Raw genomic sequence first — 23,789 nt, forward strand, 5'->3', positions numbered from 1 at the left:
GTCCCGCATCCGAGGGGGGTGCGGGACCGGCCCGGGCATCTGGGCAGGCCCTAAAGAATGTGACATATTACTGCCGTGCTCAAGAGACACTCCCTGGACGCCGTGATCATCGGCGCCGGCGTCGTCGGGGCGGCCTGCGCCTACTACGCGGCCCGCGCCGGACTCTCCGTGGCCGTGGTCGACCGGGGCCCCGTGGCGGGCGGCACCACCGGTTCCGGCGAAGGCAACCTGCTCGTCTCCGACAAGGAGGCGGGACCCGAACTCGACCTCGCCCTGCTGTCCACCCGCCTGTGGACCGAACTCGCCGCGGTCCTCCCGCCGGACATCGAGTACGAGCCCAAGGGCGGGCTCGTCGTCGCCCCCGACGAGCGGACCGTGAAGGCCCTGCGGCACTTCGCGGAGGGCCAGCGCACGGCCGGCGTCGACGCGGCCGAGGTGGCGGCGGACGCCCTGCACGACCTGGAGCCGCACCTGGCCCCGGGCCTGGCGGGCGGCTTCCACTACCCGCAGGACGCCCAGGTCCAGCCCGCCCGGGCGGCGGCCCGGCTGCTGGCCGCGGCGCGCGCGCCGGGGGCGGCCGGAGCCCCGGCCGCCGAGGTGTACCTCGGCGAGGAGGTGACGGAGATCCTGCTGGACCGGGGCGCCGTACGCGGGGTGCGCACGCCGCGCCGCGAACTCCTCGCCCCGGCCGTGGTGAACGCGGCCGGCACCTGGGGCGGCCGCATCGCCTCGCTGGCCGGGGTCACCCTGCCCGTCCTCCCGCGCCGCGGCTTCGTCCTGGTGACCGAACCCCTGCCGAGGGTGGTCCGGCACAAGGTCTACGCCGCCGACTACATCGCGGACGTCGCCAGCGGCTCGGCCGCCCTGCAGTCCTCCGCGGTGGTCGAGGGCACCCCGTCCGGCCCGGTCCTGATCGGCGCCACCCGGGAACGGGTCGGCTTCGACCGCACCCTCTCCACGGAGGCCCTGCGCCGCCTGGCCGCCCAGGCCGCGGCGCTCTTCCCCGTCCTGGCCGACGTCCGGGTCCTGCGCACCTACCACGGCTTCCGCCCCTACCTGCCCGACCACCTCCCGGCGATCGGCCCGGACCCGCGGCGCCCCGGGCTGCTGCACGCCTGCGGCCACGAGGGCGCGGGCATCGGCCTGGCGCCCGCCACCGGAGCGCTGATCGCCGCCGCCCTGACGGGGGCCGAACCGCCGCTCCCCGCCCACCCGTTCCGTCCGGACCGCTTCGCCGCGGACCCGGGCGCCACCGACACCCCTGAGGAGCAGCACTGATGCGCAGCCCCCGCTCGCTGGTCGGCGGCAGCCCGGCAGCCGCGCACGCGATCACCTTCGACGGCCGGGAACTGCCCGCCCTGCCCGGCCAGAGCGTCGCCGCCGTGCTCTGGGGCGCGGGCATCCTCGCCTGGCGGACCACCCGCGAGGGCGGCGCCCCGCGCGGCGCGTTCTGCGGGATCGGCAGCTGCTACGACTGCCTCGTCACCGTCAACGGCCACCCGAACCAGCGCGCCTGCCTGGTCCCGGCCCGGCCGGGGGACTCCGTCACCACCCAGGAGGGAACCGGCCGTGCCGAACTCGCCGTCTGAGCCCGCCGGTCGCGCGGGCCGCGCGGATCCCCCCGCCGCGTCCGCGTCCGCCGCCGGTCCCGCGTCCGCGTCCGCCGCCGGTCCCGCGTCCGCGTCCGCGCCGGCCCGTGCCGATCTCGCGATCGTCGGGGCCGGTCCGGCCGGACTGGCCGCCGCCGTCACGGCCGCCCGCCTCGGGCTGCGGGTCACCCTCCTCGACGCGGGCGACCGCCCCGGCGGGCAGTTCTACCGCCACCCCGCCCCGGGCCTGGGCGCCGCCCGCCCCGAGGCGCTGCACCACGGCTGGGCGGAGTTCGCGACCCGCGAAGCCGCCCTGCGCGCCCACGAGTCGGCCGGCCGGATCACGTACCTCCCGCTCCACCACGTGTGGACGGTCGTCCAGGGCGAGACGCCCGGGACGGCCGGGGCCCGCCGCGGGCCTGCCGCGCCCGCCGCGGAGTGGATCCTGCACGCCGTCGCCGGTCACGCCCCCGAGGAGCGGGCCGCGACGGTCACCGCCCGGGCCGTGCTCATCGCCACCGGCGCCTTCGAGCGGCAACTGCCCTTCCCCGGCTGGACCCTGCCGGGCGTGGTCGGGGCCGGCGGGGCGCAGGCCATGCTCAAGGGCGGGCTGGTGCTGCCGGGCAAGCGGGTGGTCGTCGCCGGGAGCGGGCCGCTGCTGCTGGCCGTGGCCGGGTCGCTCGCCGCCGCCGGAGCCGCCGTGCCCGCCGTGGTGGAGGCCGCCGCCTACACCGGGTACGCGGGCCAGGTCCCCGCCCTGCTGCGCAACCCCGGCAAGCTCGTCGAGGGCGCCGGCTACGGCGGGGCGCTGGCCCGCCACCACGTCCGCCTCCTCACCCGGCACGCCGTCACCGAGGCGCACGGCACCGACCGGGTCGAGGCCGTCACCGTGGCCCGGCTCGACCGCGACTGGCGACCGCTGCCCGGCACCGCCCGCCGGATCCCCTGCGACGCCCTGGCCGTCGGGCACGGGCTGGTGCCCCAGCTGGAACTCGCCACCGGCCTCGGGTGCGCGACCCGCCCCGGCCCCGACGGCACCGTCGCCCTCGTCCTCGACGCCGGGCAGCGGACCTCCGTCCCCGGCATCTGGTCGGCGGGCGAGACCGGCGGCATCGGCGGGGCCCAACTGGCCATGACCGAGGGCGAACTGGCCGCACACTCCATCGCGGGTACGCCGCCCGGAGCCCGCCTCACCCGCCGCCGCGCCCGGCTGCGCGCCTTCGCCGACGCGATGGCCGCCGCCCACCGCCCCGGCGAGGGGTGGACCGGCTGGCTCCGGGACGACGCCGTCGTCTGCCGCTGCGAGGAGGTGCCGGCCGGACCGATCCGCGAGGCCGCCCGGGACCTCGGCGCGCGGGACGCCCGCAGCGTCAAACTCCTCACCCGGGCCGGCATGGGCTGGTGCCAGGGCCGGATGTGCGGCCCGGCCGTCGCGGCCCTGGCCGGGGAGGGGCCCGCGCCCGACAGGCGGCCGCTGTCGTGTCCGGTTCCGCTGCGCCACCTCGCCGAACTTCCTCCCTCCGAGCACTGATCGGGGCGCCGGGGCCCTTGTGGCCACGCCGCACCCGCTAGTAAAATGTCACACACCACACTAGGGAGCTCTCACATGACCCACGCGCACACCCCCGCGCCCCGCACCCGCCCCTGGCACGGAATCATGGTCGCCACCGCGCTCCCGCTGCGCGAGGACCTCACCGTCGACCACGACGCGTACGCCGAGCACGTGGCCTGGCTGATCGAGGGCGGCTGCGACGGCGTGGTCCCCAACGGCTCCCTCGGGGAGTACCAGACCCTCACCGACGAGGAGCGGGCGCGCGTCGTGCGTACCGCCGTCGAGGCGGCCGGCGACGGCGCCCGCGTCATGCCCGGCGTCGCCGCCTACGGCAGCGCCGAGGCCCGCCGCTGGGCCGACCAGGCCGCCGAGGCCGGCGCCGGGTCCGTACTCCTGCTGCCCCCCAACGCCTTCCGGGCCGACGAGGACGCCGTACGCGCCCACTACGCCGAGGTCGCCCGTGCCGGGCTGCCCGTGGTCGCGTACAACAACCCCATCGACACCAAGGTGGACCTGACCCCGGACCTGCTCGCCCGGCTGTACGCCGACGGCTCCATCGTCGCCGTCAAGGAGTTCAGCGGCGACGTGCGCCGCGCCTACGAGATCGCCGAGCTCGCCCCCGGCCTCGACCTGCTCATCGGCGCCGACGACGTCCTGCTCGAACTCGCCCTCGCGGGCGCCGTCGGCTGGATCGCCGGCTACCCCAACGCCCTGCCGCGCTCCTGCGCCCAGCTCTACCGGGCCGCCGTCGCCGGGGACCTCGACACCGCCCTGCCGCTCTACAAGTCCCTGCATTCGCTGCTGCGCTGGGACTCCAAGACCGAGTTCGTCCAGGCCATCAAGCTCTCCATGGACCTCGCCGGACGCCCCGGCGGCCCGACCCGCCCGCCGCGCTTCCCGCTCACCGGCGAGACCGAGGCCGCCGTCCGCGCCGCCACCGAGAAGGCCCTCGCCGAGGGCCTCAACTAGTCATCCGGGGGAACCGCACATGCGCACGCGCCACGTCTACCACGCGGTGGACTCGCACACCGAGGGCATGCCGACCCGGGTCGTCACCGGCGGAGTCGGGGTGGTCCCCGGCGCCACCATGGCCGAGAAGCGGCTCCACTTCATCGAGCACATGGACCACGTCCGGACCCTGCTCATGTACGAGCCGCGCGGACACTCCGCGATGAGCGGTGCCATCCTGCAGCCCCCGACCCGCCCGGACGCCGACTACGGCGTCCTCTACATCGAGGTGTCGGGCCTGCTCCCCATGTGCGGGCACGGCACCATCGGGGTCGCCACCGTCCTCGTCGAGACCGGCATGGTGCCGGTCGTCGAGCCGGTCACCACCGTCCGGCTCGACACCCCGGCCGGGCTGGTGAGCGTCGACGTCCGGGTCGAGGACGGGGCGGCGACCGCCGTCACCCTCACCAACGTGCCCTCCTTCAGCGTGGGCCTCGACCTCAAGGCCGAGGTCCCCGGTTTCGGCACGGTCACCTACGACCTGGCCTACGGCGGCAACTTCTACGCCTTCGTCGAACTCGAGGCCCTCGGACTGCCCTTCGACCGCGCCCGCAGGGACGACCTGCTCGCCGCCGGGCTCGCGGTGATGGAGGCGATCAACGCAGGCCCCGACCGGCCCGTCCACCCCGAGAACCCCTCCATCGCCGGGGTCAAGCACGTCTACCTCGCCGCCCCCGGCTCCGACGCCCACCGCTCCCGGCACGCCATGGCCATCCACCCCGGCTGGTTCGACCGCTCGCCCTGCGGTACGGGGACCAGCGCGCGGATGGCCCAGCTGCACGCCCGGGGCCTGCTGGAGCTCGGCACGGACTTCGTCAACGAGTCCTTCATCGGCACCGAGTTCACCGGCCGACTGGTCGGGGAGACCACCGTCGGCGGCCTTCCGGCCGTGGTCCCCACGATCACCGGCCGGGCCTGGATCACCGGCACCGCCCAGTACTTCCTCGACCCCACCGACCCCTTCCCCGGAGGGTTCCTCCTGTGATCACCGTCCGCACGGTGGACTACCACACCGCCGGCGAGCCCTTCCGGATCGCCGACTGCGCCCTGGACGGCATGCCGCCGGTCCCCGGGGACACCGTCGCCGAGCGCTGCGCCACCGTCATCGGCCCCGGCGGCTCCGGGACGGCCCCGCGCCGGGGCGCGCTGGACGACGTACGGCGCCTGCTCGTGCAGGAGCCGCGCGGGCACGCCGGGATGTACGGGGGGTTCGTGGTCCCGGCCGACGACGACGGCGCCCACTTCGGGGTGCTGTTCTGGCACAAGGACGGCTACTCCACCGCCTGCGGCCACGGCACCATGGCCCTCGGGGTCTGGGCCGTGGACACCGGCCGGGTCGCGGCCCCGGACGACGGGGACGCCCCGGTGCGCATCGACGTACCGTCGGGGCGGGTCACCGCCACCGTCCACCGCGGCGGGGGCCGCACCACCGGGGTCACCTTCCGCAACGTCCCGGCCCGGGTCGGCGCCCGCAAGGTGCCCGTCGCCACCTCGTTCGGGCTGGCCGAGGTGGACATCGCGCACGCCGGGGCCTGTTACGCCGCCGTCCGCGCCCGCGACCTCGGCCTGGACGTCAACCGGGCCGCGCTGCCCGCCCTGGTGCGGGCCGGGCAGGAGATCCGGGCGGCGCTGGCCACCCATCCCGCCACCTGGCACCCGGACGGCCCGCTGCTCTCCGGGGTCTACGGGGTGATCCTCCACGAGGAACGGCCCGACACCCCCTTCGGGCCGCACCAGCGCAACGTCACGGTCTTCGCCGACGGGCAGGTCGACCGCTCGCCCTGCGGCTCCGGCACCTCGGCGCGGCTCGCGCTGCTCGCCGAGGACGGGCGGCTCGGCCCGGGCGAGGACCTGCTGCACGAGTCGGTCACGGGCACGGTGTTCACCGGGCGGATGCTGGACGGCGGGGTCACCGAGGTCACCGGCACCGCCCACCGCACCGGCGAACACGCCTTCGTGGCGGACCCGCACGACGCGCTCGGCACCGGATTCCTCCTGTGACGGGCATCCCCCAGCTCGCCGCCGGACCGATGGCCGCCCTGCTCACCCCGGCGGCGGCCGCCGACGCCCTGGCCGCCGCCCTGCTCGGCGGCCTCGATCCGGAGAGCTGCCCGCCGCGTTCCGCGATCGACGTGCCCGGCGGGGGCGAACTGCTGCTGATGCCGGCCGCGTCCGGCTCGTACGCCGGGGTGAAGATCGCCGGGGTCGCGCCCGGGAACCCGGCCCGCGGGCTGCCCCGGATCACGGGCTCCTACCTCCTCCTGGACGGGCCCACCCTGCGCCCGCTGGCCCTGCTCGACGGTGCGGCGCTGACCACCCTGCGCACCCCGGCGGTCTCCGCCCTCGCGCTGCGCCACCTGGCGCCCGCCGGGCGGCCGCTGCGCCTGGTGCTCTTCGGGTCGGGGCCGCAGGCGTACGGGCATCTGGAAGCGGCCCTGTCCGTGCGGGAGTTGGCCGAGGTGGTGGTGGTCGCCCGCGACCTCGGGGGTGCGGAGCGGCTCGCCGCGTACGCACGCACCCTGGGCCCGGCCGCCCGGACCGGCACCCCGAAGGACGTGGCCGACGCCGACCTGGTGATCTGCTGCACCACGGCCCGCGAACCGCTCTTCGACGGGCACCTGGTCGGGCCGGGCGCCACCGTCGTCGCCGTCGGCTCGCACGAGCCGACGGCCCGGGAGACGGACACCGCCCTCGTGCGACGGGCGGCGGTGTACGTGGAGTCCCGGGCGGCGGCCCTGCGCGAGGCGGGGGACCTCCTGGTCCCGGAGGCCGAGGGGGCCATCGGGCCCGGTCACATCACCGGCACCCTCGCCGACCTGGTGGGCGGCCGGATGCCGGCGGGCGGGCCGCGGAGTTGTCCACAGCTCTTCAAGAGTGTGGGCATGGCCTGGGAAGATCTCGCTGTGGCGGTCGCGCTGTTCGAGGCCGCCGGAGTGTGAGCAGCGCAACGTGACATTGTACGCTGTTGCCCTCCTCGTCGGTGGTGTCGGGGGTCTCGGAGGAAAAGCAATGGGTGACCTGAAGCAGCACAGTCTCATCAAGGCCCAGGAGCGCCTCCGCGACCAGGTCGGCCACGCCCTGCGAGCCGCGCTGATAGCGGGTGAGCTGCGCCCCGGGAGCGTCTACTCCGCACCGGGCCTGGCGGCCGAACTCGGCGTCTCGGCCACCCCCGTCCGCGAGGCCATGCTCGACCTGGCCCGGGAAGGACTGGTCGAGCCGGTCCGCAACAAGGGCTTCCGGATCACCGAGGTCAGCGAACGCGACCTGGACCAGTTCACCGAACTGCGCACGATGATCGAGGTGCCGACCATCGGCCGGATCACGAAGATCGCCACAGCCGAGCAGCTGGAGGCGCTGCGCCCCGTCGCCGAGGAGATCGTCACCAGCGCGCGCGAGCACAACCTCATCGGCTATCTGGAGGCCGACCGCCGGTTCCACCTCTCCCTGTTGGCCCTCGCGGGCAACGACCGGCTGGTGGAGACGGTCGGCGACCTGCGCAAGCGGTCCCGGCTCTACGGCCTGACCGGCCTCGACGAGGCCGGCAAGCTGGTCTCCTCCGCGGAGGAGCACATCGAGCTGCTCGACCTGATGCTGAGCGGCGACGCCGAGGCGGCGCAGGAGTGCATGCTGCGCCACCTCGGCCACGTCCGCTCCCTGTGGGCCCAGGGTCGCGACGAACCGGTCGGCCGCGTCCCCGGAGGCCTCGGCTCCGGCCTTTAGATCCCCCACCTCGCAAGCCCCCTGGGTGGACGCCGCGAATTATCGGGTGTGAACTGTATCCAGGGGTGGAGGTGGATTGGATGAAAGGTCTCCCATTCCAGCTCGAAATCATTGAAGCCGACACCAACTGGATCGTGTCGTGTGCTTCCGAGTACGGTGAAGCGCTGATCCGCGTCCCGGCACCCTATTCCGAGAACGAGCTCCAGTCTGCGCTCTCCCGGGTGGAGATTTCGCTGGCCAAGTCGTACAGTCCCGTGGTCGTTCGGGGTGCGCCCGTATCGGAAAGACCCGTCAGGGAATTCGGGGAACGCCTCACCGAAGCGATATTCCGGGATGACATATTCGTCCTGTTCGACCGGTGGCGCAGCAGCGCCGCCCGCACGCAGGAAAATCCGTTGCGCATCCTGCTGCGGACCAACGGCCCGCATGTCGCCCACATCCCGTGGGAATTTCTCGTCGATCCTTCCCGGGACGACTATCTCGCGCTTCGCGTCCCCGTTGTCCGGTATTTGCGGCTGATGGACCCGGTGCCCCCGCTGCCTCTGACTCTTCCGTTGCGCGTGCTGGGAATTTCGGCACAGCCGCACGATCTGCCCGTACTCGAGGGGGCCCGGGAAGTGCAGCAGGTTTCGCAGGCGCTCCAGCGCTGCAGCTCCGAGAGTGTGGACGTCCACTGGCTTCCCGGGGATAAATGGCAAGACCTGGCGAAGGAGCTTCGATTCGGATCGTGGCACGTCCTCCACTGCGTCAGCCACGGAGGGTTCGACGAGGAAAGAAACGCGGGATACATTCAGCTCTCGGGTGCCGACGGATCGGCAAGGAAGATATATGCGAGCGACTTCGAGCGGTTGATCGCGGACAGTCCCAATCTGCGTCTCATCGTGCTGAATTCCTGTGAGTCCGCGGTCAGCGGATCCGAGGATGTGTTCGCGGGTACGGCCGCCAACCTCGTACGCGCCGGCGTGCCGGCCGTGGTCGCCATGCAGTACGAGATCACCGACAAGGCAGCCCTCGTCTTCGCCTCCTCCTTCTACGAGCGGATCGCCGAGGGAATGCCGGTCGACCGAGCGGTGACCCTGGCCCGTGAGGACGTGAAGATGGATCTGGACAGCCTGGAGTGGGCCACACCCGTGCTGTTCCTGGCATCCGACGAGACCCGGATCTTCTCGGTGCCGAAGACACCGCAGGGCCCGCAGCGTCCGCCACCGCAGACGCCCACCGTCCGGCCGCCCCCTCCGCCCGAACCGCCGCCTCCCGCTCGGCCGCCCCTCCTCTCCCAGAGCTTCCTGCTCGCCGACATCGGCCCGTGCAGCCACCTGGCACTGGGGCCCGCGAACCTCCTTGCGGCTGCCTGCCGCGACGGTGCCGTCCGGGTCCTGAACGCAGTCGACGGCGGAGTGGTCAGACAGTGCATGCCCGTGCAGCGCGAGAACCCGGTACAAGTGGCCTGGGGTCCCTGGCGGCGGAACGTGGCCAGCCGGCACAACGACGGCACCGTCGTCGTCTGGGACCTCCGGACCGAGACGCCGGCACGTGTGATGAACGTGGGCGAAGAGGGCGGTGCCCTCGCGTTCAGTGCGGACGGTCACTGGCTGGCGGTGACCGTCAAAGACCGCGTCTACGTCTACAACGCGTGGGGTGCCCGGGTGCGGGATCTGCCCGCACGGTCGGGGAAGGAGCCGAAGGTCTGGCAGCGAATGGGCGGGCGCGGCAGTCTCGGTCCCCTTGCCTTCGCGCCGGGTGACCGGCACGTCGTGGTCGCGACCGGTGACGGCATGGTGCGGCAGCTGGACGTGCGGGGAAAGCCGGTGGCGACCTGGCGGCACCCGCAGCCCGTGCGATGTCTGGCCGTCACGGCGAAGGCGCTCGCCACCGGATGCGCCGATGGCAGGGTGCGTCTGTGGTCCTGGGACGGTCGTCTCCTGCGGCAGACGGAGCACGGCCGACAGCCTTCCCACCTGGTCTTCGCCACCGACTTCCCGGCACTCGCCATGTCCGACGACGACGGCACGGTGACCCTGTGCGATCTGAAGACCGGTGAGCTGACCGTCGTGGCGGAACTGATGCACCAGCTGGCAGGGCTGGCGTTCCTCGAAGGCGGCAAGGGGCTGGTGACCGGCACCCGAGCGGGACGCATCGCGCGCTGGTCGCTGCCCCGCCGCCCGCAATAGGGAGAGAGTCATGGCAGACCCCGAGGTAGAGATCTTCTGGCCCTCATCTCTCCCCTCCGCTCCGGCGCTGGAGCAGCGGGATGCGTTGCGCGAAGCCGGAGTCACCGCCACCTGCCTGCTGCGGCCCACGCGGAGAGGGGCGGCCGATGCCGTGCTGGTGCTGCTGACGTCCGCCGTCCTGGAGCCGTTCCTCAGTGCGCTGTTCCAGCGTCTGGCGGAAGAGGCCCACAAGGGGCTGAAAGCGTTCGTGGACGGACTGCTGAGGGACGGCCGGGACGGAGCGGTGCCGCCCGAGGGCGTGGTCGTCGAATCGGCGACGGGCGGCCGGGTCACTTTCACGGCGGATCTGCCGGAGCAAGCCTATGAACAGGCTGTCGGCCTGGAGGTCTGTGGTGACCGGTGGATCTGGGATTCCCGACGAGCGATGTGGACTCCGGCCTGAGGGCCGGGTCCGGAGAGGTGTGAAGCCATGGCAGACCGACAGCAACCCCCGCCTCCCGAGGACGAGAACTGGGGCCCGGCGACTTCCTGGCAGGACCCGCTCCTCCCGCCGCAGTCCCCGCAGTCCCCGCCGTCCCCGCCGCCGTACCAGCCTCCCCAGGCCCCGCCCCCTCAGTGGCACGCAGGGCAACCGCGAGCGCCGGAGACGTACTTGACCGGCGCCATCCTCGTCACGCTCTTCTGCTTCCTGCCGACGGGAATCGCCGCCATCGTCTTCGCCTCGCAGGTCTCGGAGAAGTGGAAGGCGGGTGATGCCGTGGGTGCCGCCGAATCGGCACGGAAGGCGAGGCTCTGGGTGATCGTGAGTGTGGTCGCCGGTTGCCTCATGTGGCTGCTCCTCATCGTCATCGGCCTGGCGGCCGACACGAGCACCACCACGTAGACGGCATCGCCGTGAACAGGCTGCGCCTCCTGGCCCTCCGCCTCGTTCCGCGTGCCCCCACGCCGAAGCGCGTCCGCGACGCCTGGCTCGCCGCCGGCGTTTTCGCAGCGGTCGCCGTTGTCGTGGGACGCGCGGATCCCGCACGCCCCGGCCGGTTCCCCAGCTGCCCGTTCCGCGCTCTCACGGGCTTCGACTGCCCGGGCTGTGGCAGCCTGCGCGCTCTGTACCAGCTGCTTCACGCCCATGTGGCGGCCGCGGCGGACTACAACCTGCTGCTGGTCGCGGTACTGCCGTGCGCCGCCTCCGTGTGGCTGCGCGTCGTCACCGGCAGGGCCACTCGGCGCACTGCCCCTCCCTGGTGGGGGCCGCGTGCGATCCTCGTCGTGATCGCGCTGTGGACAGTGGTGCGAAATCTCCCCGTCCTCGGCGGAGCGCTGGCAGCCTGACGGGCGGCGTGGACGGGCGCTCCGGTGGCCTGCGGGCGGCCGGCGCCGGATCAGCAGGGCGGGCGGGCGCCGCCGCGGGCCGGCAGTGGCCGGTCCGCCGAGATGATCGCCGCCTCCGGGCGCGGTACCGGGGTCCCGTCGGGCAGGAGCAGCACCGGCGGGTCCACCACGGCGCCCACGTCGGCCGCCGCGGCGCTCGCGTTCGCCGCCGTGACCCGCCCCCTGGGCTGCGGGGCCAGCACGGCCGTCTCCCGCACGTACGCCACGAAGCTCTCGAAGTCCCGCTGGTGCCGGTACGGCTCCTGGAACTCGGAGAGGGCCGGGTACCCGTCGCTCGCGAGGAGCGTGTACGAAGGGGCCGCGAGCCGGTAGCTGCGGCCGAGGTCCAGCGGGACGCCGTCGATGATGACGTCCGCGGGATCCACCCGGTCCCCGACCGGTCCCCGGGCGTCGAAGCTGTAGCGCACGTTCCGGGATACGGCGAGGGGAGCGAAGCGCAGTTCGCCGCTCTCCGCCGTCGTCCACTGCTCCTCCAGCGCGTCGTGGATCCGCTGCCCGGTCACCCACGCGCTGACGATCGGATCGCCGAACCCGATGGCCCGCCAGGCGCTGCCGAAGGTGACGGTGCCGCCCGACGCCGCGTTGAGGACGAGGTCCCCGGCGATCACCGCCTGGCCGACCCGGGGCGCCGCGGCGACCACGGCGAGCTGGGCCGGGACGTTGGGGTGGATGTTGGCGTCGTTCTCGGGATCGGTGGGCCTGCCGCCCGCCCACAGCGCCCAGTCGGCGGCCAGGTTGCCCATGGTGCTCTCGCCCGCCGTGTTCCGGGTGCGCAGGAACGAGCCGGTCTGCCGCCCGACCGGGCTCCGGTCGCGTGCGGCCGCCTGCCCCGCCCAGTAGGTGACGACCTCCTGCAGCTCCGGATGAGGGGTGATGTCGCGGGTGTTGGGGTGGTTGGTGGACACGGTCAGCTCCCGGACCACCCGGCCGGTGAGCGGGTCGAGCCGCAGGTTGATCTCGTTGATGACCTGGCCGTAGCAGCCCGCCTCGACGAACGGGCGGGGGACGCCGTTCGGGTCGGGGACCATCATGTTGAACCGGGTGTGCCAGTGCCCGGTGACGATCGCGTCGATGTCCGGGGAGACCCGCAGCGCGAGGTCGAGGGCCGGCCCCGAGGGGTCGGCGCCGCTGTTGAAGTCGCCTCCCGCCACCGCCCCGTCGTGCAGGCTGAGCACGATCGCGTTCACGCCCTGGCTCTTGAGCAGTGCCGCGTAGCGGTCGGCGGTGGCGACCTCGTCGAGGGTGGCGAGGCCCGGCTGGTAGGAGCCGGGGAAGCGTTCGCTGCCCACGGCGGTGAGGTGGATGAACCCGATGGGCAGCTCCCGGCCGTCGGCGGTGGGCACCCGCTCGATGTTGTAGGCGGGCAGGACCGTCGTACCGTCCTGGCCCCGGACGAGGTTGGCGCTGTAGTAGCGGAAGTCGGCGCCGTGGAAGCGCAGGCCGGAGGAGTCGGTGAAGGAGGTGTCGCGGCCCTCGACCGGGAACGGGACGCCCTGCTCCATGTGGCGCCGGAGCATGGCGGGCGACTTGTCGAACTCGTGGTTGCCGGCCGTCGCGAAGTCGAGCCCCATACGGTTGAGGGCCTCGATCGTCGGCTCGTCGGCGAAGGCCGCGGCGTCGAACTCCCAGCCGGAGAAGGCGTCTCCGGGGGTGAAGAACAGGGAGTTTGGGTGCCCCTCGCGGAGCCGTTCGAGGTGCGCGGCCATGTACGCGACGCCGCCGACGGTGTAGCTGCGGCCGCCGTTGCCGACGATGACGGAGTTGCTGCCGGGTGCGCCCTGCAGATAGCCGTGCAGGTCGGTGATGTCGAGGAGCTGGACGTCGACGTACTCGGCGGCGGTGGCGGCGTCCCGGGCATCGGCGGTGGCCCGTGCGGGGACCCCGAGCGCGAAGGTGGCCGCCACGGCCCCCATCGCGGTGAGGAAGTCCCGCCGTCCCGGTTCCCGCCGGCCCGGCTGCTGCCGCCCCGGTGCGCGCCGTGAACTCCTGGTCCGCTGCGTGGCCTTGGCCTGCGTGATCACACCCGGCATGTTCCCGTCCGCCGGGCCGGCTGTCGTGCCGACGCGCCGACCGGCGCTTTGGACACGGCTGGATAACGGCGGTACCAACCCCTTGTCAGTGCAATTTCACATTACTATGTTACCGGTCACATCCTAGAGCGCGGCCCTTCACTGGAGTGACCATGACCAAGCGCACCCAACTCGCCCTCGCCACCGCCCTGGTGGCGGCTCTCGCACTCGGCGCCTCGGGCTGCTCCGACACCAAGAAGGGCAAGGACGGCGCCACCGGGGTGAACCCCGCCGCAGCCAACGACGGCAAGATCCTCGGCGGGACCCCGGTCAAGGGCGGCACCCTCACGGTCCTGTCCAACCAGGACTTCGCGCACCTCGACCCCGCCCGCAACTGGACCATGCCGACCATGGACTTCGGCACCCGGCTGCTCTACCGCACGCTCGTCACCTTCAAGGCCGAGCCCGGCAAGGCCGGCAGCGAGCTGGTCCCCGACCTCGCCACCGACCTCGGCACCCCCTCCAACGGCGGCCGCACCTGGACCTTCACCCTCAAGGAGGGCGTGAAGTACGAGGACGGCACGCCGGTCAAGGCCCAGGACGTCAAGTACAACGTCGAGCGCTCCTTCAGCCCCGACCTCACCGGCGGCCCCGACTACGCCGCCCAGTACCTGGCCGGGACCGAGGGCTACAAGGGCCCGCTCCAGGGGCAGCACCTGGACTCCGTCAAGACGCCCGACGACCGCACGATCGTCTTCGAACTGAAGCGCCCGGTCGCCGAGTTCTCCGCGACCGCCACGCTGCCGACCTTCGCCCCCGTGCCCCCGTCCCAGGAGAAGGGCACCCAGTACGACGCCCGCCCGTTCTCCTCCGGCCCGTACAAGATCGAGTCGTACGACCGGGACAAGAAGCTGGTCCTGGTCCGCAACGAGCACTGGGACCCGGGGACCGACACCGTCCGCAAGGCCTACCCGGACCGCTTCGTGGTGGTCATGGGCCTCAAGGGCGGCCAGATCGACGACCGGATCATCGCCGGCGAAGGCGCCGACGCCTCCACCGTCCAGTACGCCGACATGCGCCCCGAAAGCGCCCCCAAGGTGCTCCCCAAGCCCGACATCAAGGCCCGGCTGCTCGCCGAGTCCCAGGGCTGCACGGAAATGCTGCACCTGAACAACTCCCGCGCCCCCTTCGACGACCCGAAGGTCCGCGAGGCCATGCAGTACGCCGTCGACAAGGAGGCCGTCATCACCGCGGGCGGCGGCCCGGCCCTCAACGAGATCGCCACCGCCTACCTGCCCCCGGCCCTCTCCGGCGGCAAGCAGGCCGACGTCCTGAAGATCGCCCCGGCCGGTGACCCGGCCAAGGCCAAGGAACTCCTCAAGGCCGCCGGCAAGGAGACCCTGAAGGTGTCCCTCGCCGTCTCCACCGGCGACAAGGGCAAGGCCGAGGCCATCCAGCAGGGCCTGTCCCGCGCCGGCATCGAGGTCGTCATCGACACCGTCGACCCGGGCGCCTACTACGACGTCATCGGCGACCTCTCCACCACCCCCGACATGACCCTCACCGGCTGGTGCCCCGACTATCCCTCCGGCTCCACCTGGATCCCGTTCGTCTTCGACGGCCGCACCATCAAGGAGAAGGGCAACCAGGGCAACTACAGCCAGTTCCGCGACGAGGCGACCATGAAGCGGATCGACGAGATCAACGCCATGGCCGACGCCAAGGAGGCCAACCAGGCCTGGATCGACCTCGACGCCGCCCTGATGGCCAAGTCCCCGAACGTCCCGCTCCTCCTGGAGCGCAAGCCGCTCCTCGTCGGCACCAACATCGCTGGCGCCTTCGGCCACCCGGTGTGGACGGGCACCATCGACTACGGGACCGTCGGCCTCAAGGACCCCTCGAAGAGCCAGGGCTGAGGGCCCGAAGGATCCCCGCAGCCATGACCACCACAGCACCGGTCCCGGACGGCCGGGCCCCCCTGGCCCCCGACGGCACCGCGGCCCCGGACGCCGCCGCGGTCCGGCCCGCGGCGGCGCCCGGCAGCAGCCCCTGGCAGCTCGCCCGGCGGGAACTCCGCGGCCGCCCCGCCGTCCGCGTCAGCCTCTGCGTCGTCCTCCTCTTCGTCCTCATGGCCGTGAGCGCCCCCTGGCTGGGCGCCCTCGGCGGCTGGTCCCCGAACGAGTTCGACAAGACCGCCATCGACCCCTACCTCGGGGGACAGCCGCTCGGCACCCTCGGCGGGATCAGCCCCGAGCACTGGCTCGGAGTCGAACCCGTCACCGGCCGCGACCTGTTCGCCCGCGTGATCAACGGCGCGCAGGTCTCCCTCCTGATCGCCTTCGCCGCCACCGCCATCGTGGTGGTCGCCGGCACCGCCGCCGGGATCGCCGCCGGCTACTTCGGCGGCCGCACCGACACGATCCTGTCCCGGCTCATGGACCTGACCATGTCCTTCCCCTCGCTGATCTTCATGATCGCGATGCTGTCCGTGGCCAAGGACGTCAACCGGATCGCCCTGATGACCACCGTCATCGGGGTCTTCGGCTGGCCCGGCGTCGCCCGCGTGGTCCGCGGCCAGACCCTCTCCCTCAAACACCGCGAGTACGTCGACGCCGCCCGCGTGGGCGGCTCCGGCCCCTGGCGGATCCTGACCCGCGACATCCTCCCGGGCGTCTCGGGCCCGGTCATCGCCTACACCACCCTGCTGATCCCCGGAATGATCAGCACCGAGGCCGCCCTCAGCTACCTCGGCGTCGGCGTCCGCCCGCCCACCCCCTCCTGGGGCCAGATGATCGCCGAGTCCGTGGCCTACTACGAGACCGACCCCATGTACTTCGTCATCCCCAGCGTCTTCCTCTTCCTCGCCGTACTCGCCTTCACCCTGCTCGGCGACGCCCTGCGCGACATCCTCGACCCGAGGGGCGGCCGCAGTTGATCCTCTACCTCGGCCGCCGGCTGCTCGCCCTCGCCGGCGTGCTCCTCGCCATCGCCGCCGTCACCTTCCTCATCTTCTACGTCCTGCCCGCCGACCCGGCCGCGGCCGCCTGCGGCAAGACCTGCAGCGCCGAACGCCTGGCCGACGTACGCACGTACCTGGGCCTCGACCAGCCCCTGTGGCGGCAGTTCACCGACTTCCTCACCGGCATCTTCACCGGCCGCACCCTGGGCACCGGCCAGTACGCCGTCGCCTGCGACTTCCCCTGCCTCGGCTACAGCTACGAGAACTCGCTGCCCGTGTGGGACCTGCTGATGGACCGGCTCCCGGTCTCCGCCTCCCTCGCCGTCGGCGCCGCCGCGCTGTGGCTGCTCCTCGGCCTCGGCGCCGGGGTCACCGCCGCCCTGCGCAAGGACACCGCCACCGACAAGGCCCTGATGGTCGGCGCCGTCGCCGCCGCCTCCCTGCCCGTGTACTTCACCTCCGTGATGCTCATCTACGGCGTCATCCGCGTCGCCGGCCTCCTGCCCTACCCCACCTACCAGGCCTTCACCGACGACCCGCTCGCCTGGGCCTCGAACCTGACCCTGCCCTGGATCGCGCTCGCCCTGCTCTACGCCGCCATGTACGCGCGCCAGAGCCGCGGCTCGATGATCGAGGCGATGGCCGAGCCGTACATCCGTACCGCCCGCGCCAAGGGCATGCCCGAGCGCACGGTCGTCGTCAAACACGGGCTGCGCTCCGGCATGACCCCGATCCTCACCATCTTCGGCATGGACCTCGGCGGACTGCTCGCCGGAGCCGTCATCACCGAGTCCATCTTCGGACTCCCCGGCATCGGGCGGCTGTTCTACGGCGCCCTGGTCAACTCCGACCAGCCCGTGGTCCTCGGCGTCACCCTGCTCGCCGCCTTCTTCATCGTCGTCGCCAACCTCCTCGTCGACCTCCTGTACGCCGTCATCGACCCGAGAGTGAGGTACTGATGGCCGAGGCCGCTCCGCTTCTCGCCGTACGCGACCTGCGCGTCACCTTCACCACCGGGCGCGGGACCGTCCGGGCCGTCGACTCGATCGGCTTCACCGTCGAGGCCGGACGCACTCTCGGCATCGTCGGCGAGTCCGGCTCCGGCAAGTCCGTCACCTCGCTCGCCGTCATGGGCCTGCACCGCGGCCCGGTCGAGGTCGGCGGATCCGTCGCCCTCGCCGGACGGGAGCTGACCGGGCTGCCGGAACGGGAACTGGCCAAGGTCCGGGGCCGCCGGATGGCCATGATCTTCCAGGACCCGCTCTCCAGCCTCCACCCCTACTACACGGTCGGCGAGCAGATCGCCGAGCACTACCGCGTGCACTTCAAGGCCGGCCGGGCCGCCGCCCGCAAACGCGCCGTCGACATGCTCGGCGAGGTCGGCATCCCGGAGCCGGGCCGGCGCGCCGGGGAGTACCCGCACCAGTTCTCCGGCGGCATGCGCCAGCGCGCCATGATCGCCATGGCCCTGGCCTGCGAGCCCGACCTGCTGATCGCCGACGAGCCGACCACCGCCCTGGACGTCACCGTGCAGGCGCAGATCCTGGAACTGATCGCCCGGCTCCAGCAGGACCGCGGACTCGGCGTCGTGATGATCACCCACGATCTGGGCGTCGTCGCCCGCGTCGCCCACGAGGTGCTCGTCATGTACGGCGGCCGGGCCGCCGAACAGGCCCCGGCGGACGAGCTGTTCGCCGACCCCGCCCACCCCTACACCCGGGGCCTGCTCGACTCGCTGCCCCGCCTCGACACCGCCGACGACGTCCCCCTGCCCTTCATCCCCGGCTCCCCGCCCTCCCTGCTCGCGCCCGCCCCCGGCTGCGCCTTCGCCCCGCGCTGCCCCGTGGCCGCCGCCGGCCCGGACGACCGCAGGGCGCGCTGCTCGGGCGAGCGGCCCGAACCCGCCCCGTACGGAACGCGGGGGCGGCTGGCCGCGTGCCATTTCGCGGGATCCGCCGCGACCTCACCGGGCGGCTCCGCGCCCGGGTTCCCTTCGACCGCCCCGGGGGTGTCCCGATGACCGTCGGAGCCGATCCTTCCGCGAACGCCGCAGCCCAGGGCGCGGCCCGGGCCGCAGCCGGGGCCACCGCAGGGCCCGACCCGGCCGCACCGCTGCTGTCCGTACAGGACCTCACCATGACCTTCCCCGGCCGACGATCCGTGACCGGGCGCCGGGGGGCGCCCGTGCGCGCCGTGGACGGGGTGTCCTTCGACCTGGCCGCCGGCCGGACCCTGGGCCTGGTCGGGGAGTCGGGCTGCGGGAAGTCCACCACCGGCCGGATGCTGGTGCGGCTGCTGGAGCCCACCTCGGGCCGGGTCGCCTTCGAGGGCAGGGACATCAGCCGCCTCTCCCCGTCCGCCATGCGCCCGCTGCGCAAGCACATCCAGATGGTCTTCCAGGACCCGCACTCGTCCCTCAACCCCCGCCAGACCGTGGCCCGGATCATCTCGGACCCGCTGCTGGTGCAGGGCTGGAGCGCGGGGGACGCACGCCGCCGCGCCGCCGAGCTGATGGAGCTCGTCGGCCTGATCCCCGAGCACGTCGACCGCTACCCGCACGAGTTCTCCGGCGGCCAGGCCCAGCGCATCGGCATCGCCCGCGCGCTGTCCACCAGCCCCCGGCTGATCGTCGCCGACGAACCGGTCTCCGCGCTGGACGTCTCCGTCCAGGCCCAGATCGTCAACCTGATGGAACGGCTGCGCGCGGAGCTCGGCCTCGCCTACGTGTTCATCGCGCACGACCTGTCGGTGGTCAAACGGGTCAGCGACCGGGTCGCCGTCATGTACCTCGGCAGGATCGTCGAGATCGGGGACAAGAAGTCCCTCTACGAGGACCCGCAGCACCCGTACACCCGGGCGCTGCTGTCCGCCGTACCGCTGCCCGACCCGGCGGCGGAGCGGCGGCGGGAGCGGATCGTGCTGCTCGGCGACCCGCCGAGCCCGGCCGCTCCACCTCCGGGCTGCACCTTCCACCCGCGCTGCCCCAAGGCGCAGCAGATCTGCCGCACCGACCGCCCGCTGCTGCGACCCGCCGCCTCCCGCGAGGTGGCCTGCCACTTCCCTGGTGACTGACGGGGACCCACGGGAAGAAGAGGAGGGGCCCGGCGCCGACGCCATCGGTGCCGGGTCCGTCCGTTTCCCGGGTGTTCGCGCAGCGTCCCGTAACATCATTCACCGCAAATGATCTAGGGGCGGACATGACATCGAGTAGCGACGGATATGTGGCGAACGCCGCATCCATCAACGGAAGTTCGCATCTCCTCGTGGAACTGGCGGGGCTCTTGTACGCGGGGCGGCCCGACGGCGAGATGACGGTCATGGCCCGGGTGCCCCGCTCGCACCAGGAGGTGTCCACGGCTCTGGACTCTTTCGCGCGGTTCGGCAACGACCAGTACCTGGACACCGTTTCGCTCCTGGCCGCGCTGGCCACCAAGCTGAAGGTGGCGGGCGGCGACTACGCGCAGACCGACCTCGCCACGGAAGGCGCGTTCCGCGCGGTTCTCGACAACGGCCGGTTCATACCGGCCGAGGACAGGTGACCGGCATGACCTACCGCACCGACGTCGAGTTCCTCGAACTGTGCAGTCCTCCCCTGATCGAACGCACCGCCCAGGAGTACCGCAGGCTCCACCTGCTGCTGGACTCCGCCGACTCGGCCTTCCTGAAGGCGACGCGCACCCAGTGGGTGAGTGAAGCCGAAGAGCTCTACGTCAAGCGGCTGGGCGAGGCCGAGAAGCTGGCCACCGCCCTGTCGGGTGCCTTCCGCAGTGTCCACGCCGCGCTTGTGGACTACGCCGAGGCGGTAGGGCGGGCCAAGGGGCGCTACGAGAGCGGTCTGTCGTGCGAGCGTGCCCTGTCCAGGGTCATGGCGCGGGTGGCCAGTCCGGTGACCGAAACCGCGCAGCGGGCCGAGCCGATGAGGCAGTGGGAGGACCTCCGCAAGCGCACCGGAGTCCTCGACTGGCTGGCGGAGATCACGGTCGACGTCGACGAGATCCGTGAAGAGGCGGAGCAGCAGTACAACGGGGCGAAGAACGCCTTCGGCGACGCCGAACGCATCGAGCACGAGGCGCGCAGCACGTGCGTGGCCCAACTCGGCAAGGCCCAGCGCGACTTGCCCGACTTCCGGGGTGACCTGCCCCACCCATCCGTGCTCCTCGCCGGGATGCCCGCGCTGAGGCAGGAGGTGGGAGAGGCCGCACACGACCCCAACGCCGCGCTTCCCGGCGCCGGCCCCCGGGTCGACGGCATCGCCCCGAACGTCGGCAGCGAGACGGTGTCCCCCAAGCTCCGGGAGATCCGGTCCCGGCTGGACGGACTGCCCCCCGCCATGGACCAGAACAAGTGGCTGCCGTCGAATTCGGACGAGGACCGGCGCGAGTGGATCCGCGCCAACCGCGCGCACATCCGCGACGCGGCCGCGTACACGGGCCTGCCCGCCGACATGGTCGCCGGCATCGCCTGGCAGGAGGTGCAGGGCGACCCCAAGTGGGCCGACAACATGGCGGTGAACTACCGGCGGAGCCAATACGAGGTCTGGCCCGAGTTCCAGTGGATGGCGGAGCAGGTCGGACTGCCGGGTGAGGCGGACCAGACGTCCATGGGGCCGATCGCCATCCAGCTGCGTCGCTCCGCGGAGGTCCTCGGCTACGATCCCGAGAACCTCACGCGGGACCAGCGGGACGAGATCCAGAAGGCCACGCAGAACCCGTCGACGAACATCTACATCGCTTCCGAGTACCTCGCCCAGCTCAAGGCGGAGAGCTCGTTCGCGAACGTACCCGCCGACCAGATGACCCCCGCGCAGTACCAGGAACTGGCGGCCCGGTACAACGGCGGCCCGGGCTGGCGTACGGACGACGCCCAGGCCTACGGTCGTGGCTTCGGCATGAACATCGAGGACGCGAGGCGGGCCCTGAATGACTGAGCAGCAGGTACCGGAGCTCACCCGCGGCCATCGGGTGGCGACGGCCGCGGGGGCTGCCGTCCTGCTGGTGCTGCACGCCCTGGCGGGCTTCTTCGTTCTCAATGCGCTGCTCACCGAGTCCGAGGGGCCCTGGGACCGGTCGGTGACGCAGACCGCCCGTCTGATGGCCGGGCTCGGCGTGACGGTGGAGCTCCTGGCCGTCGCGGTCACGGCGGTCTGCGTGAACACGGGCCGGCTGAGCCGCTGGTGGTACGCGCCCGCGACGGCTCTGGTCCTCACCGCCCTGATCCGGATGGTCTTCGCCCCCCGGCCCTGACCGCCCGGCCGGGGCGCGCCCCGCCGGCGGCGGGGCCGGCGGGGCGCAGGGGGCAGTGCTCAGGCCAGTTCCCGGCGGAAGAACTCCAGCTCCAGCGCCATGAGCTTCTCCCGGGTGCCGCCCGGGGTCATGTGGGTGACACCGGGGAGGGCCAGCAGCTGGTGCGGGCGGCCCGCGTCCGTCAGTGCCCGGGACAGGCGCAGGGTGTGGGACGGGTGGACGTTGTCGTCGGCCAGGCCCGTGATCAGCAGCAGCGGGCGGGAGAGTTTCGGGGCATCGGGGATGAGGGAGTCCCGCTCGTACACCTCCGGGTGGTCCTGGGGGAGGCCCAGGTACCGCTCGGTGTACGCCGTGTCGTAGTGCCGGAAGTCGGTCGGCGCGGCCCCGGCGGCCGCCGCGTGGAAGACGTCCGGGCGGCGCAGCACCGCCAGGGCCGACAGGTAGCCGCCGTACGACCAGCCGCGCACCCCGACCCGGCCGAGGTCGAGGTCGCGGTGGCGGGCGGCGAGCGCGTGGAGCGCCGCGACCTGGTCGTCGAGGGTGACGTCGGAGAAGCCGCGGTACATGGCGTGCGTGTAGGCGGGGGAGACGTACGGGGTCCCGCGGTTGTCGATGGTGACCACCGCGAAGCCCTGGTCGGCCCACCACTGGCGGTGCTGGCGGCGGCGCTGGTCGGCGGTGACGTCCTGCATGCCGGGGCCGCCGTAGCCGTCGACCAGGACGGGCAGCCGCCGGCCGGGCACGTGGTCGCGGGGCAGTACCAGGGCGGTGGGGATGCCGCGCTCGGTGACCCGCTCCAGGAGCGCTTCCACCCGGTAGGGCAGCGGCTCGGACAGGTCGGCGGGGGCGAACTCCCGCCCGTCGGGGGTGCGTACGGTGCGCCGCACCCCGTCGGCGTCGGCGGTGGTCAGCAGCAGGGTCCCGGCGGACGCGGACACGGTGTGCACGCCGGGCCCGTCGGCGAGCGGGGTCAGTTCCCCGGTGGCCGGGTCCAGCAGCAGCACCTGCTGCTCGGACGGGTCGCGCAGACCTGCCTCGATCAGCAGCCTGCCCTCGTGGACCCCGGCCACGGCGCGGACCTGGATCGCGTCCCCGGTGAGCAGTTCGCCGTCCACCGCGAGGGCGCGGGCGCCGCCGCCCGGGGTGTCGGCGGAGGTCAGCATCCGCCCGTCCGCGAGGCGGGCCGGGGTGCCGGGGACCAGCGGGTCCACCCACTGGGGGTGCGTGGTGCGGGACAGCTCGCGGGTGCGGCCGGTGGCCGGGTCGGCGGAGAGCAGCAGGACGCATTGCTGGAGCCGGTCCTGGACGGTCAGCAGGATCTCGTCGGCCGACTCCCAGCCCGCGTCGGAGACGTACGGGTAGCTGGCGGCGTCCCAGTCGAGCCGTATCCGGGTGCCGCCGGCGCCGAGCACCCACAGCTGGACGTCGGCGTTGGGCCCGCCCGCCTCGGGGTAGGCGAAGTCCTCGGCCGGCAGCTCCGGGTGCGCCGGGTCGGCGAACCAGCGCCGCTGGAGGGCGGACTCGTCGACGCGGGCGGCCAGCAGGGTGACCCCGTCCGGGGACCACCAGTGGCCCCGGGGGCGGCCCAGCTCCTCGGCGGCGGCGAATTCGGCGAGGCCCCAGCGGGCCCCGTCGTCCGGGCTGATCCGGCCGCCCGGGGCGACGTACAGGACGTCGTCGGCGACGTACGCGGTGCGCGAGCCGTCGGCGTTCGGCCGCGGGTCCAGCGCGGGGCCGGCGGCCGGGATCTCCTCGGGGGTTCCGGCGCCGCCGGCGGAGACCTCGAAGAGCCGCCCGTACAGCGCGAAGACGGCGTGCCGGCCGTCGCCGGAGAGGGCGTACGAGCCGATTCCGGCGGCGACGAGCCGGGTCCGCTCGCGCAGTCGGCGCTCGGCCGCGGGGAGGGGGCCGGGCTCAGGGCACAGTTCGCGGGGATCGGCGAGCCGGGTCTCGGTGCCGGTGGTGGTGTCGAGCACCCAGAGCGAGTCGAAGGCGTCGGTGGGGCCCGTCGACCGGAGGAACCACAGCAGCCGGCCGTCGTCTCCGAAGGAGAAGGCGCGCGGGGCGCCGTAGGTGAAGCGGGCCGTGCTCGCGGAGAGCCTGAGGAAGTCATCCATGATCGTAGTGTGACATGTGAAATGTCACCATT

The 23,789-nt window shown here is 73.0% G+C and carries 22 protein-coding genes; 20 read left to right on the forward strand and 2 right to left on the reverse strand.

All coding sequences use genetic code 11. The features are described 5' to 3' along the window. The first annotated feature begins 75 nt into the window (after positions 1-75). The 12 genes from JYK04_RS31655 to JYK04_RS31710 all read left to right on the forward strand — a co-directional run bounded on the left by JYK04_RS31655 (position 76) and on the right by JYK04_RS31710 (position 11,369). Positions 76-1,278 carry an NAD(P)/FAD-dependent oxidoreductase gene (locus tag JYK04_RS31655; RefSeq protein WP_189739189.1) on the forward strand — a complete coding sequence of 401 codons (1,203 nt, stop codon included), beginning with the start codon at positions 76-78 and terminating at the stop codon, positions 1,276-1,278. Continuing rightward, complete coding sequence (locus JYK04_RS31660) at positions 1,278-1,589, forward strand: (2Fe-2S)-binding protein (protein ID WP_189739192.1); 312 nt, start codon at positions 1,278-1,280, stop codon at positions 1,587-1,589. Before JYK04_RS31655 ends, JYK04_RS31660 begins: the two co-directional genes overlap by 1 nt. 121 nt (positions 1,590-1,710) lie before the next feature. Continuing rightward, positions 1,711-3,120 carry an NAD(P)/FAD-dependent oxidoreductase gene (locus tag JYK04_RS31665; RefSeq protein ID WP_229875640.1) on the forward strand — a complete coding sequence of 470 codons (1,410 nt, stop codon included), beginning with the start codon at positions 1,711-1,713 and terminating at the stop codon, positions 3,118-3,120. A 75-nt stretch (positions 3,121-3,195) separates the two neighbouring features. After that, positions 3,196-4,110: a dihydrodipicolinate synthase family protein gene (locus tag JYK04_RS31670; RefSeq protein WP_189739198.1), complete on the forward strand. Its 915-nt coding sequence runs from the start codon at positions 3,196-3,198 to the stop codon at positions 4,108-4,110. 19 nt (positions 4,111-4,129) lie between these two features. Further along, positions 4,130-5,134: a proline racemase family protein gene (locus JYK04_RS31675; protein ID WP_189739201.1), complete on the forward strand. Its 1,005-nt coding sequence runs from the start codon at positions 4,130-4,132 to the stop codon at positions 5,132-5,134. After that, on the forward strand, positions 5,131-6,150 hold the full coding sequence (locus JYK04_RS31680; protein WP_229875545.1) for a proline racemase family protein: 1,020 nt from the start codon (positions 5,131-5,133) through the stop codon (positions 6,148-6,150). The genes JYK04_RS31675 and JYK04_RS31680 overlap by 4 nt, the downstream gene beginning before the upstream one ends. A gap of 29 nt (positions 6,151-6,179) precedes the next feature. Further along, complete coding sequence (locus JYK04_RS31685; RefSeq protein WP_189739584.1) at positions 6,180-7,088, forward strand: ornithine cyclodeaminase family protein; 909 nt, start codon at positions 6,180-6,182, stop codon at positions 7,086-7,088. A 70-nt stretch (positions 7,089-7,158) separates the two neighbouring features. Then, entirely contained in the window at positions 7,159-7,869 is a 711-nt protein-coding gene (locus tag JYK04_RS31690; protein ID WP_189739203.1) for a GntR family transcriptional regulator, read from the forward strand. Between the two features lie 80 nt (positions 7,870-7,949). Next, the gene (locus tag JYK04_RS31695) at positions 7,950-10,040 is read left to right on the forward strand and encodes a CHAT domain-containing protein (RefSeq protein ID WP_189739206.1); all 2,091 of its coding nucleotides are present in this window, start codon (positions 7,950-7,952) and stop codon (positions 10,038-10,040) included. A gap of 10 nt (positions 10,041-10,050) precedes the next feature. Beyond that, positions 10,051-10,482 carry a hypothetical protein gene (locus JYK04_RS31700; protein WP_189739209.1) on the forward strand — a complete coding sequence of 144 codons (432 nt, stop codon included), beginning with the start codon at positions 10,051-10,053 and terminating at the stop codon, positions 10,480-10,482. A 210-nt stretch (positions 10,483-10,692) separates the two neighbouring features. Then, on the forward strand, positions 10,693-10,923 hold the full coding sequence (locus JYK04_RS31705; protein WP_189739212.1) for a CD225/dispanin family protein: 231 nt from the start codon (positions 10,693-10,695) through the stop codon (positions 10,921-10,923). An 11-nt stretch (positions 10,924-10,934) separates the two neighbouring features. Next, the gene (locus JYK04_RS31710; RefSeq protein ID WP_202185922.1) at positions 10,935-11,369 is read left to right on the forward strand and encodes a DUF2752 domain-containing protein; all 435 of its coding nucleotides are present in this window, start codon (positions 10,935-10,937) and stop codon (positions 11,367-11,369) included. A gap of 50 nt (positions 11,370-11,419) precedes the next feature. Here JYK04_RS31710 and JYK04_RS31715 read toward each other — a convergent pair whose 3' ends face one another. Continuing rightward, positions 11,420-13,342, reverse strand: coding sequence for a bifunctional metallophosphatase/5'-nucleotidase (locus JYK04_RS31715; RefSeq protein WP_189739590.1), 1,923 nt, complete (start codon positions 13,340-13,342; stop codon positions 11,420-11,422). 269 nt (positions 13,343-13,611) lie between these two features. On the opposite strand from JYK04_RS31715, the gene JYK04_RS31720 reads away from it, so the two are divergent. From JYK04_RS31720 to JYK04_RS31755, 8 genes are all read left to right on the forward strand, one after another. Beyond that, entirely contained in the window at positions 13,612-15,354 is a 1,743-nt protein-coding gene (locus JYK04_RS31720; protein ID WP_189739215.1) for an ABC transporter substrate-binding protein, read from the forward strand. 23 nt (positions 15,355-15,377) lie between these two features. Beyond that, entirely contained in the window at positions 15,378-16,373 is a 996-nt protein-coding gene (locus tag JYK04_RS31725; protein WP_229875548.1) for an ABC transporter permease, read from the forward strand. Then, positions 16,370-17,356, forward strand: coding sequence for an ABC transporter permease (locus JYK04_RS31730; RefSeq protein WP_189739217.1), 987 nt, complete (start codon positions 16,370-16,372; stop codon positions 17,354-17,356). Before JYK04_RS31725 ends, JYK04_RS31730 begins: the two co-directional genes overlap by 4 nt. Further along, positions 17,356-18,417 carry an ABC transporter ATP-binding protein gene (locus JYK04_RS31735; protein ID WP_189739220.1) on the forward strand — a complete coding sequence of 354 codons (1,062 nt, stop codon included), beginning with the start codon at positions 17,356-17,358 and terminating at the stop codon, positions 18,415-18,417. The genes JYK04_RS31730 and JYK04_RS31735 overlap by 1 nt, the downstream gene beginning before the upstream one ends. A 116-nt stretch (positions 18,418-18,533) precedes the next feature. Next, positions 18,534-19,469 carry an ABC transporter ATP-binding protein gene (locus tag JYK04_RS31740; protein WP_189739596.1) on the forward strand — a complete coding sequence of 312 codons (936 nt, stop codon included), beginning with the start codon at positions 18,534-18,536 and terminating at the stop codon, positions 19,467-19,469. Positions 19,470-19,594: 125 nt separating this feature from the next. Beyond that, positions 19,595-19,936, forward strand: a complete 342-nt coding sequence (locus JYK04_RS31745; protein WP_189739222.1) for a hypothetical protein — start codon at positions 19,595-19,597, stop codon at positions 19,934-19,936. A gap of 5 nt (positions 19,937-19,941) precedes the next feature. Next, a complete protein-coding gene (locus JYK04_RS31750) occupies positions 19,942-21,324 on the forward strand; it encodes a hypothetical protein (RefSeq protein ID WP_189739224.1) in 1,383 nt (460 codons plus the stop codon). Then, on the forward strand, positions 21,317-21,640 hold the full coding sequence (locus JYK04_RS31755; protein WP_189739227.1) for a hypothetical protein: 324 nt from the start codon (positions 21,317-21,319) through the stop codon (positions 21,638-21,640). Before JYK04_RS31750 ends, JYK04_RS31755 begins: the two co-directional genes overlap by 8 nt. 59 nt (positions 21,641-21,699) lie before the next feature. On the opposite strand, the gene JYK04_RS31760 is transcribed toward JYK04_RS31755, so the two are convergent. Next, positions 21,700-23,757: a S9 family peptidase gene (locus JYK04_RS31760; protein WP_189739229.1), complete on the reverse strand. Its 2,058-nt coding sequence runs from the start codon at positions 23,755-23,757 to the stop codon at positions 21,700-21,702. Positions 23,758-23,789 lie beyond the last annotated feature (32 nt).

The sequence above is a fragment of the Streptomyces nojiriensis genome, assembly GCF_017639205.1.
Classification (GTDB): domain Bacteria; phylum Actinomycetota; class Actinomycetes; order Streptomycetales; family Streptomycetaceae; genus Streptomyces; species Streptomyces nojiriensis.